Raw genomic sequence first — 13,984 nt, 5'->3', positions numbered from 1 at the left:
GGACGCGACGCTCCCCGGATACGTGGTCACAAAAATCGATATCGACCGAACGGACGTCCTCAGTCGTCGGCTTCGACGCCGACGGCTTCGGCCTCGTCGGTCTCGTCTTCGGGGTAGTACTGCTCGATGAGCTCCTCGTCGATCCGGTTGAGCTCCGTCTTCGGGAGCATCCCCAGGAGCTCCCAGCCGATGTCGAGGGTCTCGCTGATGTCGCGGTTGGTGTCGTAGCCCTGCTGGACGAACTCGTTCTCGAAGCGATCCGCGAAGTCGAGGAACTTGTTGTCCCGCTCGCTGAGCGCTTCGCGCCCGACGATGTTCACCAGGTCGCGCAGGTCCTCACCCTCCGCGTAGGCGGCGTACATCTGGTCGGAGACGTCGGCATGGTCCTCGCGGGTCAGCCCCTCGCCGATCCCGTCGTCCATCAGCCGCGAGAGGCTCGGCAGGACGTCCACCGGCGGCTCGATACCCTGACTGTTCAGGTCCCGATCCATCACGATCTGGCCCTCGGTGATATACCCCGTGAGGTCCGGGATCGGGTGGGTGTCGTCGTCTCCGGGCATCGTCAGGATCGGGATCTGCGTAACCGAACCCTCCCGACCTTTGATCCGGCCCGCCCGCTCGTAGAGCTGGGCGAGGTCGGTGTACATGTAGCCGGGATAGCCACGCCGGCCGGGGACCTCCTCGCGAGCCGCGCCGATCTCACGGAGCGCCTCACAGTAGTTGGTCATGTCCGTGAGGATCACGAGCACGTGATAGCCCTTCTCGAAGGCGAGGTACTCCGCCGTCGTGAGTGCCAGTCGCGGGGTGACCTGACGCTCGACTGCGGGGTCGTCCGCGAGGTTCATGAAGACGACCGAGCGCTCCAGCGCACCGGTGCGCTCGAAGTCGTCGATGAACTCGTTTGCCTCCTCGGCTGTGATCCCCATCGCGCCGAAGATCACTGCGAACTCCGAGCCTTCATCGTCGGCGCCCTCGCCGAGTTCGCCGTCGTCGGCCTCCTCGCTTCCGGGCTCGTCGGTCGCTTCGTCTTCTGCGCTTTCCTCCGGCACGGTCGCCTGCCGGGCGATCTGCAGTGCCAGATCGTTGTGGGGTAGGCCCGACGCCGAGAAGATCGGCAGCTTCTGGCCCCGGACGAGAGTGTTCATCCCGTCGATCGAGCTGACACCCGTCTGGATGAACTCCTCGGGGTACTCACGCGCGTAGGGGTTGATCGCCGCGCCGACGATGTCCTGGCGTTCCTCGGGGACGATCTCGGGACCGCCGTCGATGGGGTTGCCCGAGCCGTCGAGCACCCGCCCGAGGAGGTCCTCGGTGACGGGCATCTTCATCGTCTCGCCGAGGAACCGGACCGAGGCCTTCCGGTCGATCCCGGTCGTGCCCTCGAACACCTGGATCGCGACGATGCCGCTCTCGGATTCGAGTACCTGACCGCGCTTTACCTCGCCGCTTGGCGTCTCGATCTCGACGATCTCGTCGTAACCGACGGGCTCGTCGATCTCGGCGAACACCAGCGGCCCGCTGATCTCGGTGATGGTTTGATACTCTTTCATCAGTATTTCTCCCTGAGTTGGTCCTCGATGTCGGACTGGAGGTCCTCGACGTACGCCTCGTAGTCCTCCTGGGTTCCGATCCGGTTGAGCCGCGGGGCGGCGTCGATGGCGGTGATTTCCTCGACGGGCACGCCCGCTTCGAGCGCCGCAAAGGCCTCGTCGTTGAACGTCTTGATCGCCTTCCAGATTAGATACGACTTCTCCGGTGGCGAGAACTGGTCGACGTCGTGGAAGGCGTTCTGCTGGAGGAAGCCCTCGCGCAGGTAGCGTGCGACTTCCAGCGTGAGCTGCTGGTCGTCGGGCAGGGCGTCCTTGCCGACGAGCTGAACGATCTCCTGGAGCTCGCTCTCCTCGTCGAGGACGTCGACCGCCCACTGGCGGGTTTCGGGCCAGTCGCCCGCGACGTTCTCGACGAACCAGCTGTCGAGTTGGTCCTTATACAGCGAGTAGGACTCGTTCCAGTTGATCGACGGGAAGTGCCGCCGTTCGGCTAAGTCCGCGTCGAGCGCCCAGAACGTCTTGACGATCCGCAGGGTGTTCTGCGTGACCGGTTCGGAGAAGTCGCCACCCGGCGGCGACACTGCGCCGACCGCCGAGATCGAGCCCTGCGAGCCATTGAGGTTGTCGAACAGCCCCGCACGCTCGTAGAACTGGCTGAGACGTGCGGCGAGGTAGGCTGGATAGCCCTCCTCGCCGGGCATCTCCTCGAGTCGCGAGGAGATCTCGCGCATCGCTTCGGCCCATCGTGAGGTCGAATCGGCCATCAGCGCGACGTCGTAGCCCATGTCCCGATAGAACTCCGCGATGGTGATCCCGGTATAGACACAGGATTCCCGCGCGGCGACGGGCATGTTCGAAGTGTTCGCGATGAGGCAGGTCCGAGCCATCAGCGCGTTGCCGGTCTGTGGGTCCGGCAGGTCCGGGAAGTCGTCGATGACCTCGGTCATCTCGTTGCCGCGCTCGCCACAGCCGATGTAGACGACGATATCGGCGTCCGAGAACTTCGCGAGCGACTGCTGGGTCACCGTTTTTCCGGAGCCGAAGGGACCGGGAATCGCCGCCGTCCCACCTTTCGCGAGCGGGAACAGGCCGTCCTGGACGCGCTGGCCGGTCACCAGCGGGCGATCCGGCGAGCGTTTGTTCGCCGTGGGGCGGGCCTCTCGGACCGGCCACTCCTGGCGCATGGCGATCTCCTCGCCGGAATCGAGGGTAACGACGGTCTCGGTGACGTCGAACTCGCCGGCCTCGATCGCGGTAACTTCGCCGCCCTCCGAATCGGGCGGGACCATCACCTTGTGGTCGACGCTCTTGGTTTCCGGGACCGTCCCGAGGACGTCACCCGGTTCGACGGTGTCGCCCTCGCTTACTTCGGGGGTGAAGTCCCAGGTCTTCTCCAAGTCGATGCCCGGTGCGTCGACCCCGCGGTCGAGAAAGGCGCCCATCCGCGATTCGAGCACGTCGAGCGGGCGCTGGACACCGTCGTAGATGGTGTCGAGCATGCCGGGTCCGAGGTCGACCGAGAGTGGGTCGCCGGTGTTCTTGACGGGGCCGCCGGGGCTGATACCCGAGGTCTCCTCGTAGACCTGGATCGTCGTGACGTTGCCCTCGATCTCGATGACCTCGCCCATCAGTCCTTCTTCGCCGACGTAAACGACGTCGTTCATCCGGGCGTCGAGATCCGTAGCGCTCACGACGGGACCGCTCACGCTCTCGATCCGACCCTCGCTGACGACGTCGATGTCGGTCTGTGTTGCTTGACTCATTGTGTTGTGTGGTAGTAGTATAGGGAATAGAGTAGTTAGGAGTCCTCGTCCATCAGGTCGATACCGATCGCGCGTTTGATCTTCTCGCGCAGCCCGCCGCTTCCCGCACCGCCCCCGAGCATGACGAACGTCGGCTCGACGCTCGTCTCGACATCCCGTCGGAGGTTCCGCGAGAGGTACTCGAGGTCGTCTTCGTGCATGATCGCGATGCCGACCTCGTCGCGTTCGAGCACGCGCGAGACGGCCTCGTCGAGTTGGGCCTCCTTCTCGTCGTCGGGGACGTTCTCGAAGACGCGCACCCCGGCCAGTCGGAAGCCGGTCGTGAACTCTGGACTGCCGATCGCGGCGATCTCCTGGCTCATAGTATCACCAGTTCCTCGGTGATCTCCTCCTCTGTGAGTCCGGCCTCCCGCCCGCGGGCGATCGCCCGGATGTTGTCGACCTCGCGCTCCTTTGCGAGGATGTACGACAGCACGGAGGCGATCGTCATCGGGTAGCGGTTCGCGAGCCGGTCTGCGTACGCCGACAGCGCGGTATCCAGCGCGTGCTCGAAGGCGATCAGGCTCTCGCCTTCGGCATCGCGCAGCCCCACGAGCGCCTCATCGAGCCGGTTGCCGTAGGTGCTCTCCTCGATCCGGGCGAGCAACTCCTCGCGGTTGGTCACGAGCGTCGACATCTCGCGGCGCTCGAACAGCGTCCCGCCGTCGATGAAGTACTCGCCGGGGTCGATATCGGCACCGGTGCGCGCCAGCCGCAGCGCGTTTCTGGCGTTCCGGAAGTCGATCTCTGCCTGCAGGAACTCGACGTAGCGGGTGACCGGATCGTCGGCCTCGCCGCTTACCGACCCGACGTTGTCGAGGATGTGTTCGTAGTAGGTCCGGTCGACGGCGTTCTCGAGGGGGACGAGCGTGTTCGTCGCCTCGTAGTCCTCGTAGGCCGCTTCGAGGGGCTCGCCGAAGATCGTCCCCTGAAGCTGGTCGACGACGTCCTCGATCGAACGCGCCTCGAGCAGGCGGTCGACCTCCCGATCGGAGAGCTCGCCCGCGCGGATCAGGTCGGCCTCGATGGTTTCCTGATTGGCGTCGGCGTAGATCCCGCGGATCACCGTCTTGACGTTCCAGGCGTCGAACTTCCGGAGGTAGTTCGCGATGAACTCGTACAGTCGTCCTTCGGCCCAGTCCAACAGGTCGTCGAAGTGCTTTGCGAGGTTCGCATGCAGGGCGTATTCGATCAGGTCGACGCCGCTGTGGCGTGCGCCCAGCGCGTTGATCTCGCTTTCGTACTCGGTCTCCTCCATGAACCGGGCGATCTCGCTCGGTCCCATCCGGACCAGCTTGCGGTACTCCTCCTCGTCGAACAACGCGGCGCGGCGAGCCCGAACGCGGGCGTTTACGTACTCCGGGTTCGAACTCCCGATCGTGCGCGTTCTCGGACTCATTGCTCGAACAGACGGGTGCTGGCCTCTTTGAGGTTGTCCTCCCAGACGTCCTCGAGCACCGAGTCGAACGTGTTGTTCACACGGACCCGCGAGGCCTCGCTCTCGGCGACGACGCCGCCCAGACAGTCGTACTCGCCGGCGAACTCGTAGCCGTCGTACGATTCGAGCAGCGCCGCGATCATCGCTTCGTCGTCGGCCCGTCCGTAGATCTCGACCGATGCGTCCTCGTCGAACTCCTCGGCGGCCGCGGCGAGCAACTCATCCGTAAGCTCCTCGCGGCGCTCGCCCTCGATCCCCGCGATCTCCGCTTCGACCCGCTCGCGGACGTCCTCGAGGACGTCTCGGCGGGCTTCGAGGCGTTTCTGTTTGGCTTGGAGGTTCGCACTCGAGAGGCGCTGTTCGCGCTCCTGGGCGATCTCGCGTTCGACCTCGCGCTCTCGCTCGGCTTCGATCTCCGCGGCGTCGGCCTCGGCCTCGGCGACGATAGCCTCGGCTCGTTCCTCGGCGTCCGCTTCGATCTCGCGGGCCCGCGCGCGGGCTTCCTCCCGAATGTCCTCTGCGACCGTTTCTAAACTCATTGATGAAGGGAAAGGGGGTGTTCAGGCGACGAACACGACGACCAGCGCGAGGATCACGAGCGTCTCGGGCAGGACTGTCAGGATCAGCCCGAGACCGAACAGATCTCGATCCTCCGCGATCGCGCCCATCGCCGCGCTGCCGATGCCGCGTTCCGCGTAGCCCGCACCCAGCGCCGCCAGTCCGACCGCGAGCGCCGCCAGCCCCGTGTTCTCGATAGCCGGGCTGCCGCCGGTCTCTGCTTGCAGTACAACTGCGTCCGCGAGTGCGTTGGCGATTTCGTACATGATGGATCTCGTGTGGTGGGTTTCAGTACCCGAACAGTCCGTAGTTCGCCCCAGTGCCATCATAAAACTTGTTAAAAAAGACGGCGCAGATCCGCTGTACTCCACGTAAACTTGTAGCATAGGACTCGAGAGAGTCCGCTGGGGAGCTACTCGGTCGTGTGGGACCGGTCGTGACCGAACGGCTCGTAGCTCTCCCCGCCGCCGTCGTAGAACTTCCCGAAGAACTCGACGTACTCCAGACGGACTGCCTGCAGGCCGGCACTCGTGACACCCAACACAAGCACGAACAGGTGGCCGACGACGAGGATGAGGATGCCCGCCAGAATGCCGCCGACGCCCGAGTGGAACAGACCGCCGAACATGACCTCGGTGACTTCGTGTCCGTGGTAGGTCCCCTGTTCGAGGTAGTAGCTCGGGGCGTGGCCGGTCCCGAAGTGCCACTCGGCCTCCTCGCCCTCCCCGACCACGAAGACGCCGAAGACGAGCAGGTTGACGACGAAGGCCATTCCGGCTTTCGCCAGCAGGACCGCGGCGATCCGGGTGTACGAGAGGACGTTGACCAAGACGTTCAGGAACTCGACGCCCTCGACGGGGTCTGCCCGCACCAAGAGGACAAGGCCGGCGAAGAACGCCGCCAGGCCCACGAAGCCGACTACCGTCGGGAAGCCAGCAAAGCCAAGCGGGAACGGATTGCCGGCGAAGACGCTCTCGGAACCGTACAGCAGACTGGGTGCGGCGCCGAAGGGAGGTGTGCCGGCGAAGATCCACCCCCAGACGCCAAAGAGCATCAGCAGCCACGAGCCGCTCTCACCGAGTGCATCACCGAAGCCGTGGCTCTGGTAGTTCTCGACGAAGTCCAGGACCCACCCGATCGCCAAGTGGAGCATGCCGATCAGGAGGCTCAGGACGAGCCAGCCCAACGCCCAGTTGCCGTGGTAGGGCTGGAGTCCCTTGTGGATGGGCGCGGAGCCGCCCCAGAGCACGTCGGCGATGATATGGAAGCCGAATATCTCACCGTAGAGGATACCGAAGACGAAGGTGAAGATACCGGCCCAGATGCCGATACCGCCCAGGCTGCGGAGCATGTCGCTGTCGAAGCCCCGATAGAGCCCGTAGCCCATCGCCATATAGAGGATGCCGTAGCCGACGTCCCCGATCATGAACCCGAAGAACGCGGGGAACGTCAGAAACAGGAAGATCGTCGGGTCGAACTCGGAGTACTTGGGCCGGTTGATGATGCTGACCAGCGACTCGAACGGCTTCGCGTAGCCGGGGTTGTCCTGAACGACCGGCGGCTCGTCGCCGTGCATACTCGACTCGCTCGCGCTTCGCCCGCCGTCGGGGCGAACCTCGGCGGACTGACCCTCGCCGTCGGCCGCGGTCGCGGACTGGCGATCGCCGTCGCCGGCGTCGCTGGGGTCCTCGCCGTGGGCGTGGCCGTGCCCGGAGGCGACGTCGTCGTAGTCGACCCGTTCGAGCTCCTCGCACTCGACGTGCTCGCCCAGGTCGGCCTCGAGGGCGCTTTCGAGGTCGCCGTAACGCTCGGTCGGGACCCACCCCTCAGCGATAAAGGAGCGGTCCGTCGTCGCGAACGAGAGGGGGACTTCGGCCTTCTCGACGTCGATCGTGAGCTGCTCTTCGACCGCGAGCAGGAAGCCCGCGACGTCGAGTTTCAGCTCCTCGATCTCGCCGTCGAGCTCCGAGAGCTCCTCGTCGATCTCCCTCTTGCGGCGTTCGAGGTCGGCGACGTACTCCTCGGGACTCGACTCGGCGTCGGGGACCGAAAGCGGCGTGACTTCGAGGCCGACGAGCGCGTCCTCGAGGACGTCCTCGTGGCCCGCCGTGGGGTGGGCGAAGATCGCGACGACGCCCTCCTCGGCGAACGTCTCGAACTCCTCGACGCCCTCGGCCGACGAGAGCGCTTCCTCGATCGCGGCCTCGTTTCCCTCGACGACCCGCGTTTCGAGGGAGTCATAGCCCGACAGCAGGTCCAGATCGATCCCCAGGGCGGCGAACGGACGGACCGAGGAGAGGCGGTCGTCGATCTCGCGGCGCTCCTCTCGCAACGCGACCCGGCGATCGTCGAGTTCGTTGACGCGCCCGCGTACGTCCTCGATCTCGGCGTCGATCTCCTCGTCGGTGACGATCCGGCTCGGACCGCCGTCCTCCTCCTCGACGTCGAGGATGCTCTCGATCGAGCGGACCGTCACGAGTTTCTCGGAGATCGATTCGGCCTCGTCGGCGGGGTCGCCGGGCCGAAAGCCCGCCCACCGGTCGTCGTAATCGACCATGTGGACGAGGTTGAGCCCGTGGATCGTCTCGATGGCCTCGTCCATGACGCGTTTCGAGCCGGTCACCGAGACCTTGCTCATCCGCTCAGGTCTGAGCATGCACCGCCTCCTCGAACCGTGAGACGACGAACTCGACGACCTCGTCTTTGTGCTCGGCCGAGCGGGCCTCGAGTTCCTCGCGTTCCTCGTCGCCTCGCGTCAGGATCCGCTCGCGTTCGGTCTCGATCTCCTCGCGGGCCTCCGCGAGGCGTGTTTCGGCGAGATCGCTCGCCCCCTCGCGGGCCTCCTCGCGGATCTCCTCCGCTCGGGCGCGGGCCTCGGCGATGCGCTGTTCGCGCTCGCGTTCGGCCTCGGCGACGATCTCGTCGGCCTCAGCTTCGGCCTCTTTGATCCGGTCTAAAACCTCTGGCCTCGGCATACTGTAATCAGGAGGAAGGTTGCATGACGGGCTATAAGGGAGTTGCGAAAACTACGGCGCGTCCGGTCCTGGAAGACTCGAATCGACGGCATTGCCCGGCGGAACCTGCTATCGGGTCGACAGCCAACAGTATATATGAACCCGGCCCGAACGCGCCGCCAATGGGAGTCCTCGAAGACAAGGCACGCGCGCGGCTGTTCTACAAGTACCTCTCGAAGGTCTACGACCGGGTCAACCCCTTCATCTGGAACGAACAGATGCGCGGACAGGCCCTCTCGATGCTCGACATCGATCCCGACGACCGCGTTCTCGATGTGGGCTGTGGCACCGGCTTTGCCACCGAGGGGCTGCTCGAACACGCCGAGGACGTCCACGGGCTCGATCAGAGCCCCCACCAACTCGAGAAGGCCTGGGCGAAACTCGGCAAACACGATCCCGTGTCGTTCTATCTCGGCGACGCAGAACGCCTCCCCTTCGCGGACGACAGCTTCGACGTCGTCTGGTCGTCGGGCTCGATCGAGTACTGGCCCGATCCCGTCGCGGCCCTCCGGGAGATCAAGCGGATCACCGCGCCCGGCGGAGAGGTGCTCGTCGTCGGCCCGAACTACCCCAAGAGCGGACTCATGCAGAAGGTCGCCGACTCGATCATGCTGTTTTACGACGCCGAGGAGGCCGACCGGATGTTCGCCGAGGCGGGCTTCGAAGACGTCGAACACCGACTGATGGGCCCCTCCTACGACCCCGACATCGCGATCACCTCGGTCGCGCACGTCACCGAGTGAGTCACCGACTCATTCGGCTGTCGCCTCGACGGTGGCGACGGGAAGGTCGTTCTCGTAGATCCGAACCTCGACGCTGCTGCCGGGGACGGGTTGGGGGCCGTTCGTCGTCTTCGCGACCGTGAGGCTCGCAGACTCGCCCCGGTTCCACTCCGGATCGGTCCCGGCGTTGAAGGGGCCACTCGGGAAGCCGGTAAAGCCGCTCTGGGAGTAGGCGGGCACCGTCGGCTGTGTTTCGAGGGGCTCGCCGTCGACTTCGACGACGACCGAGAGCTCCCGAGTGTCGAGGGGGCCACCCCGATCGAGGATGAGTGTGAGTTCGTTCCCGTCGGCGTCGACCGCGCCGCTGACGACGACCGTCGAGGCCGGTTCGGCAGGCTCGTAGGCCAGCACCATCGCGCCGACGGTCGCGCTCAACAGCACCGTACAGGCGACCAGCAGGACGACGCCGATGACGGGGGAGACTGCTCGTTCCACGACCCCCGGTGGTCCTCCGACGGGTTATGAACCTTCGGTGGCGCGTGCGCTCTCCTGATCGGCGCTGTCGCCCGGGACCGTGAACTCGATTTCCTCGCCGCCGGCGTTCACCGCGCCGGTCACCGAATCGCGGGGGGCGACGAACCAGACCGTCCCGTCGTCGGTCTCCCCGACGACCCGGTCGTTGAGCGTCACCTCCCCGGAGAGCGCTGCGCCGCTTCCGGTCGCGGTCACCATCACTTTCGCCGGCCCGCCCGGGGCGGTCAGGCCGACCGTGACGGTCACGCCGTCCCCGGTTTCGACGACGGCAGTCTCCGTGTCGAGTCGGTCGAGCCGGAGCGTCTGGAACTCGCGGTAGACGTCGCCGGTCGCGGTGTCGAGAAACACCGTCAGCGAGCCCTGCGGATGGTTGGCGGTCCCCCGATGGGTGCCGTGGCCGACCTCGCTGTAACTCCAGCGGGCCTCCGAGAAGACCGAGGGATAGAGTTCCGCGATGCGCTCTTCTGACTCCCCGAGGCTCGTGTACTGGGCCTCGGCGTCGGTATCGCGATTGCCGAGCCGGTGGGCTTCACGGTGGAACTGCTCGCCCTCGATGAGCGCGAGAACGACCCCGTCGCCGTCGCTCTCGACGTGGACCCGGGTCGGCTCGGCCTCGCCGTGGATCATCGCCGCGACCCGCTCGCGGACCGGTCCCTGCATCGTGCGCGTGGCGACCTCCATCTCCTCCAGTTCGCCGTCGAGCGAGACGCCCGGGGTGGTGGCGTCGTGGTCCTCGATCGAGGCCACCGCCGCCTCGAGGGCGACCGCGTTGGTGTGGATCACGGCCAGCTCCGCGAGCAGGTCCCGCTCGGTCCGCTGGCTCTCGTAATACGCCGCGTACGCGGCCCGCTCGCGTTCTCGGAGTTGGGCGACCGACTCCTCCAGTTGATCCGACTCCTCACGGATGATCGCCCGCCGCTGGGCGTCGGAGTCGGCGTTCTCGATCCGGGCATCGACGCGGTGTTCGTCGTAGCGCGCCTCTAGCCGGCTCGAATCGTCCGCGAGGGTCGCCCCGAAGTCGATCGCGACGTAGCCCTCGCCGCTGGCGGCCGGTCCCTCCGACAACGCGAGCCAGTCGATCGACCCTCCCTCGATGGCCGGCTGGGCTCCCGCCGGCGAACCGATCGCGGGGGCCGGCGACTGACCGATCGCTCCCGGAACGCCAAGGGCGGGCAGCGAACAGACCAGAATTGCCGTGAGGACCAGCGCGGGCAGCCGAGACATGTAGATCACGTATAACCCTTCTAGTACAAAAGTAATCCGGCATAGAATAATGTCTTGATATTTGAAACTATCGGATTTCGAGATCGTTGTGCGCCGGTTTATTTAGCATGGAAAGCATTTTCTCCCCCCGGCAACCACGCTACTGTATGCGGGTGTCCGTCGCCGTCGTATGCGGCCTCTGTCTGGTGGCTCTCGTCGGGGGCCTGACCGTCGGCGCGGAGCCGGCGGCGGGACAGACCGGCGATACGTCCTCGAACGCCAACAACAGCTCCCAGACGATCGAGATCACGCTGACCGAGGACGGCGACGCGAACGTGGACGTCTCCAAGCGGATCGCCCTCGAAACCGAGGCGGATCGGACCGCCTTCGATCGCCTCGCAGAGGACTTCGAGAACGGGGAGGTAGACGGCGCGCTCTCGGTCGAGGTCTTCGAGCGTCTCGCGGCCGCCGGCGAGAACGAAACCGACCGCGAGATGGCGATCGAGGACGTCGAACGCGATGCAGAATCGACGGCCAGCACGGGTATTCTGCGGCTCTCGTTCACCTGGGAGGGGTTCGTCGACGCGAGCGGCGGCGAGATGGAGTTCGGCGACAGCTTCGTGATCGACGACGAGACGTGGCTCCCCTCGCTGTCCGAGGACCAGCGCCTCGTTATCCGCGCGCCGGAGGGCTACGCCGTCAAGAGCGTCACCCCCGAGGCGGCGCTCGACGACGGGACGGTCGTCTGGGAGGGGCCCCAGCAGTTCGAACCGGGACAGCCGACCGCGACGCTCGTCGCGGGCGACGGGACCGACGGGGACCTCTCGGTGCTGACGGTCGGGCTCGGCGCCGGACTGGTCGGGGCCATCGTCCTGTTGGTGTTGGTCCTCTCACGGCGTGGGGACGACGCCCCCTTTGCGACGACCGACGGCGGCGACCGCGGGTGGATGCCGTTGCTCACGCCCGCACCCGGCCCCGAGGAGGGGACCGATCGGGATGCGAAGTCCGATCCGGTGTCGACACCGGATCCCGACCCGGACCCCTTCGCCGGCGTCGACGAGGAGTTGCTCTCGGACGAAGAGCGCGTGATCCGACTGCTCGAAGTCAACGACGGGCGGATGAAACAGGCGACGATCGTCATCGAGACCGACTGGTCGAACGCGAAGGTCTCCCAGTTGCTCTCGTTGATGGAAGAAGACGGCGAGATCGAGAAGCTACGGATCGGCCGTGAGAACCTCATCACCCTCGTCGAGGAGGAGTGAGCCACGGGGCCCTCTCGGGCGCACTTAGCCGACTCGGACTCCGATTCCGGCCGGCGCTATAGAAAACGTTTACCACCGCGGGGGGTGAAGCAACGATGATGAAGGTTCTCGTGACCGTCGCGGAGGTGGGGACCGTCGAGGAGGACTTCGAAATCGACGGGACCGCCATCGATGAGCGGTACCTCGAATACGACCTGAACGAATGGGACGACTACGCCGTCGAGGAGGCCGTCCAGCTCGCAGAAGAGGGTATGGCCGACGAGGTGGTCACGGTGACCGTCGGTCCCGAGCGAAGCGAGGAGACGATCCGCATGGCGCTCGCGAAGGGTGCGGATCGCGCGATCCGGGTGTGGGACGATTCCCTCGACGGGCTGCTCGACGTCGGCGTCAAGACCGAGATCCTGCGGGCGGTCGTCGCCGAGGAGACGCCGGATCTGATTCTCACGGGCGTCCAGACCGGCGACGCGATGTTCGGCGCGACCGGCGTCTCGCTTGCGGCCGCGATCGACTACCCGTGGGCCGCCGTCGTCAACGATCTCGAACTCGACGACGATCTCGCCCACGTCCACCGCGAACTCGAAGGCGGCGTCGAGGAGTTGACCGACGTCGAGACGCCCGCCGTTTTGACCATCCAGACCGGGATCAACGAGCCACGCTACGCGAGTCTGCGGGGGATCCGACAGGCCCAAAGCAAGGAGATCGCAGTGGAGGACCTCGCCTCGCTCGGGCTCGACGGAATCGAAAGCGACCTGCGCCTCACGAGGATGTACGAGCCGGAAGTCGAGAGCACGGCGACGGTCTTCGAGGGCAGCGCCGAGGACACCGCCGTCCAACTGGCGGGCGTCCTCCGTGAGAAGGGGGTGGGCGCACAATGACTACCGGTGTACGCTGGGCGCACAGCGTCGTCGTCGTTCTCACGGAGGGTGAGAACCGATGAGCGGCGTTCTGGCGATCGCCGAACACCGACGGGGCGAGCTCCGGGACGTGAGCGACGAGCTGATCGGTGCGGGCCGCGAACTGGCCGACGACCTCGGTGAAGAGCTCCACGTCGCGGTCATCAGCGGGCAGGTCGAGGAGTTCGCCCGCACGCTCTCGAGGGAGGGCGTCGATGTCGTCCACACCGTGACCGACGGCGCGGAGTTCAACCACGACGTCTACACGCAGGTCACCGACGCGCTCGCGGCGGAGCTCGATCCGACGGTCGTCCTGCTACCGAACTCCGTCAACGGACTGGATTACGGCCCCGCCGTCGCCGCCCGACTGGACCGCCCGCTCGTGACCGACGTGATCGACGCCGAGATCGACGGCGACACCCTCACGGCGACCCGCGAGATGTACGGCTCGAAGGTCGAGACGACCGTCGAGGTCGACGCCGAGCGGACAGTAGTAATGATCCGCGGGGGCGAGTGGCCCGGCGCGAGCGCGAGCGGGGACGCCGAGGTCCGCGAGGCGGAGATCGAGATCGACGAGTCGGCGGTCCATACGACCGTCACCGGCTTCGAGGAGGTCGGTGGGGGCGACGTCGACATCGGCGACGCCGAGGTGCTCGTCTCGGTCGGGCGGGGTATCGAGGAGGAGGAGAACATCGAACTCGTCGAGGAGTTGGCCGACGCGCTGGACGCGACGCTGTCGGCCTCCCGGCCCATCGTCGACAGCGGCTGGCTGCCCAAAAACAGGCAGGTCGGTCAGTCGGGAAAGACCGTCACGCCGGAGGTCTACATCGCCATCGGGATCTCCGGGGCGGTCCAGCACGTCGCCGGGATGAAGGGTGCGGAGACCATCGTCGCGATCAACACCGACCCCGACGCGCCGATCTTCGACATCGCCGATTACGGCATCGTCGACGACCTCTTCGACGTCGTCCCCGCGCTGATCGGCGAGTTCGAGGAGTCGGGCTAGGT

14 protein-coding genes are annotated in these 13,984 nt (G+C 66.1%); 4 read left to right on the top strand and 10 right to left on the bottom strand.

Annotation, left to right across the window (positions count from 1 at the left end):
- Window positions 1-59: 59 nt before the first annotated feature.
- The 8 genes from HACJB3_RS01885 to ahaH all read right to left on the bottom strand — a co-directional run bounded on the left by HACJB3_RS01885 (window position 60) and on the right by ahaH (window position 8,323).
- Entirely contained in the window at window positions 60-1,550 is a 1,491-nt protein-coding gene (locus tag HACJB3_RS01885; RefSeq protein WP_008418514.1) for an ATP synthase subunit B, read from the bottom strand.
- Window positions 1,550-3,313, bottom strand: a complete 1,764-nt coding sequence (locus HACJB3_RS01880) for a V-type ATP synthase subunit A (protein WP_008418516.1) — start codon at window positions 3,311-3,313, stop codon at window positions 1,550-1,552. Before HACJB3_RS01880 ends, HACJB3_RS01885 begins: the two co-directional genes overlap by 1 nt.
- 35 nt (window positions 3,314-3,348) lie before the next feature.
- Window positions 3,349-3,675 (bottom strand): V-type ATP synthase subunit F, encoded by a 327-nt coding sequence (locus HACJB3_RS01875; RefSeq protein ID WP_008418518.1) that lies wholly within the window; start codon window positions 3,673-3,675, stop codon window positions 3,349-3,351.
- Window positions 3,672-4,751, bottom strand: a complete 1,080-nt coding sequence (locus HACJB3_RS01870) for a V-type ATP synthase subunit C (RefSeq protein WP_008418519.1) — start codon at window positions 4,749-4,751, stop codon at window positions 3,672-3,674. The genes HACJB3_RS01875 and HACJB3_RS01870 overlap by 4 nt, the downstream gene beginning before the upstream one ends.
- Window positions 4,748-5,329, bottom strand: a complete 582-nt coding sequence (locus tag HACJB3_RS01865; RefSeq protein ID WP_008418521.1) for a V-type ATP synthase subunit E — start codon at window positions 5,327-5,329, stop codon at window positions 4,748-4,750. Before HACJB3_RS01865 ends, HACJB3_RS01870 begins: the two co-directional genes overlap by 4 nt.
- Before the next feature lie 21 nt (window positions 5,330-5,350).
- Entirely contained in the window at window positions 5,351-5,614 is a 264-nt protein-coding gene (locus tag HACJB3_RS01860) for a F0F1 ATP synthase subunit C (RefSeq protein ID WP_008418523.1), read from the bottom strand.
- Window positions 5,615-5,760: 146 nt separating this feature from the next.
- Window positions 5,761-8,004 carry a V-type ATP synthase subunit I gene (locus HACJB3_RS01855; RefSeq protein ID WP_008418524.1) on the bottom strand — a complete coding sequence of 748 codons (2,244 nt, stop codon included), beginning with the start codon at window positions 8,002-8,004 and terminating at the stop codon, window positions 5,761-5,763.
- Window positions 7,991-8,323 carry an ATP synthase archaeal subunit H gene (gene ahaH, locus HACJB3_RS01850; RefSeq protein WP_008418526.1) on the bottom strand — a complete coding sequence of 111 codons (333 nt, stop codon included), beginning with the start codon at window positions 8,321-8,323 and terminating at the stop codon, window positions 7,991-7,993. Before ahaH ends, HACJB3_RS01855 begins: the two co-directional genes overlap by 14 nt.
- A 161-nt stretch (window positions 8,324-8,484) precedes the next feature.
- On the opposite strand from ahaH, the gene HACJB3_RS01845 reads away from it, so the two are divergent.
- On the top strand, window positions 8,485-9,105 hold the full coding sequence (locus tag HACJB3_RS01845) for a methyltransferase domain-containing protein (RefSeq protein WP_008418528.1): 621 nt from the start codon (window positions 8,485-8,487) through the stop codon (window positions 9,103-9,105).
- 9 nt (window positions 9,106-9,114) lie between these two features.
- Here HACJB3_RS01845 and HACJB3_RS01840 read toward each other — a convergent pair whose 3' ends face one another.
- Together HACJB3_RS01840 and HACJB3_RS01835 are read right to left on the bottom strand one after the other, a co-directional pair.
- Window positions 9,115-9,579, bottom strand: coding sequence for a type IV pilin (locus HACJB3_RS01840; RefSeq protein ID WP_008418530.1), 465 nt, complete (start codon window positions 9,577-9,579; stop codon window positions 9,115-9,117).
- A gap of 24 nt (window positions 9,580-9,603) precedes the next feature.
- A complete protein-coding gene (locus tag HACJB3_RS01835) occupies window positions 9,604-10,842 on the bottom strand; it encodes a DUF7096 domain-containing protein (protein WP_008418533.1) in 1,239 nt (412 codons plus the stop codon).
- A 146-nt stretch (window positions 10,843-10,988) separates the two neighbouring features.
- Here HACJB3_RS01835 and HACJB3_RS01830 point away from each other — a divergent pair, with 146 nt between their 5' ends.
- From HACJB3_RS01830 to HACJB3_RS01820, 3 genes are all read left to right on the top strand, one after another.
- A complete protein-coding gene (locus HACJB3_RS01830; RefSeq protein WP_008418534.1) occupies window positions 10,989-12,083 on the top strand; it encodes a helix-turn-helix transcriptional regulator in 1,095 nt (364 codons plus the stop codon).
- Between the two features lie 98 nt (window positions 12,084-12,181).
- Window positions 12,182-12,958 carry an electron transfer flavoprotein subunit beta/FixA family protein gene (locus tag HACJB3_RS01825; protein WP_008418536.1) on the top strand — a complete coding sequence of 259 codons (777 nt, stop codon included), beginning with the start codon at window positions 12,182-12,184 and terminating at the stop codon, window positions 12,956-12,958.
- A gap of 58 nt (window positions 12,959-13,016) precedes the next feature.
- The gene (locus HACJB3_RS01820; protein WP_008418537.1) at window positions 13,017-13,982 is read left to right on the top strand and encodes an electron transfer flavoprotein subunit alpha/FixB family protein; all 966 of its coding nucleotides are present in this window, start codon (window positions 13,017-13,019) and stop codon (window positions 13,980-13,982) included.
- Window positions 13,983-13,984 lie beyond the last annotated feature (2 nt).

This window comes from Halalkalicoccus jeotgali B3, assembly GCF_000196895.1.
Lineage (GTDB): Archaea > Halobacteriota > Halobacteria > Halobacteriales > Halalkalicoccaceae > Halalkalicoccus > Halalkalicoccus jeotgali.
This window is presented reverse-complemented; position numbering and strand designations above follow the sequence as displayed.

What these genes read in the sequence shown, in the direction of transcription:
- HACJB3_RS01820 (WP_008418537.1), top strand. Translation starts at nt 13,017, where the DNA reads ATGAGCGGCGTTCTGGCGATCGCCGAACACCGACGGGGCGAGCTCCGG.
- HACJB3_RS01870 (WP_008418519.1), bottom strand. Translation starts at nt 4,751, where the DNA reads ATGAGTCCGAGAACGCGCACGATCGGGAGTTCGAACCCGGAGTACGTA.
- HACJB3_RS01855 (WP_008418524.1), bottom strand. Translation starts at nt 8,004, where the DNA reads ATGCTCAGACCTGAGCGGATGAGCAAGGTCTCGGTGACCGGCTCGAAA.
- HACJB3_RS01880 (WP_008418516.1), bottom strand. Translation starts at nt 3,313, where the DNA reads ATGAGTCAAGCAACACAGACCGACATCGACGTCGTCAGCGAGGGTCGG.
- HACJB3_RS01845 (WP_008418528.1), top strand. Translation starts at nt 8,485, where the DNA reads ATGGGAGTCCTCGAAGACAAGGCACGCGCGCGGCTGTTCTACAAGTAC.
- HACJB3_RS01885 (WP_008418514.1), bottom strand. Translation starts at nt 1,550, where the DNA reads ATGAAAGAGTATCAAACCATCACCGAGATCAGCGGGCCGCTGGTGTTC.
- HACJB3_RS01865 (WP_008418521.1), bottom strand. Translation starts at nt 5,329, where the DNA reads ATGAGTTTAGAAACGGTCGCAGAGGACATTCGGGAGGAAGCCCGCGCG.
- HACJB3_RS01875 (WP_008418518.1), bottom strand. Translation starts at nt 3,675, where the DNA reads ATGAGCCAGGAGATCGCCGCGATCGGCAGTCCAGAGTTCACGACCGGC.
- HACJB3_RS01830 (WP_008418534.1), top strand. Translation starts at nt 10,989, where the DNA reads ATGCGGGTGTCCGTCGCCGTCGTATGCGGCCTCTGTCTGGTGGCTCTC.
- HACJB3_RS01835 (WP_008418533.1), bottom strand. Translation starts at nt 10,842, where the DNA reads ATGTCTCGGCTGCCCGCGCTGGTCCTCACGGCAATTCTGGTCTGTTCG.
- HACJB3_RS01860 (WP_008418523.1), bottom strand. Translation starts at nt 5,614, where the DNA reads ATGTACGAAATCGCCAACGCACTCGCGGACGCAGTTGTACTGCAAGCA.
- ahaH (WP_008418526.1), bottom strand. Translation starts at nt 8,323, where the DNA reads ATGCCGAGGCCAGAGGTTTTAGACCGGATCAAAGAGGCCGAAGCTGAG.
- HACJB3_RS01825 (WP_008418536.1), top strand. Translation starts at nt 12,182, where the DNA reads ATGAAGGTTCTCGTGACCGTCGCGGAGGTGGGGACCGTCGAGGAGGAC.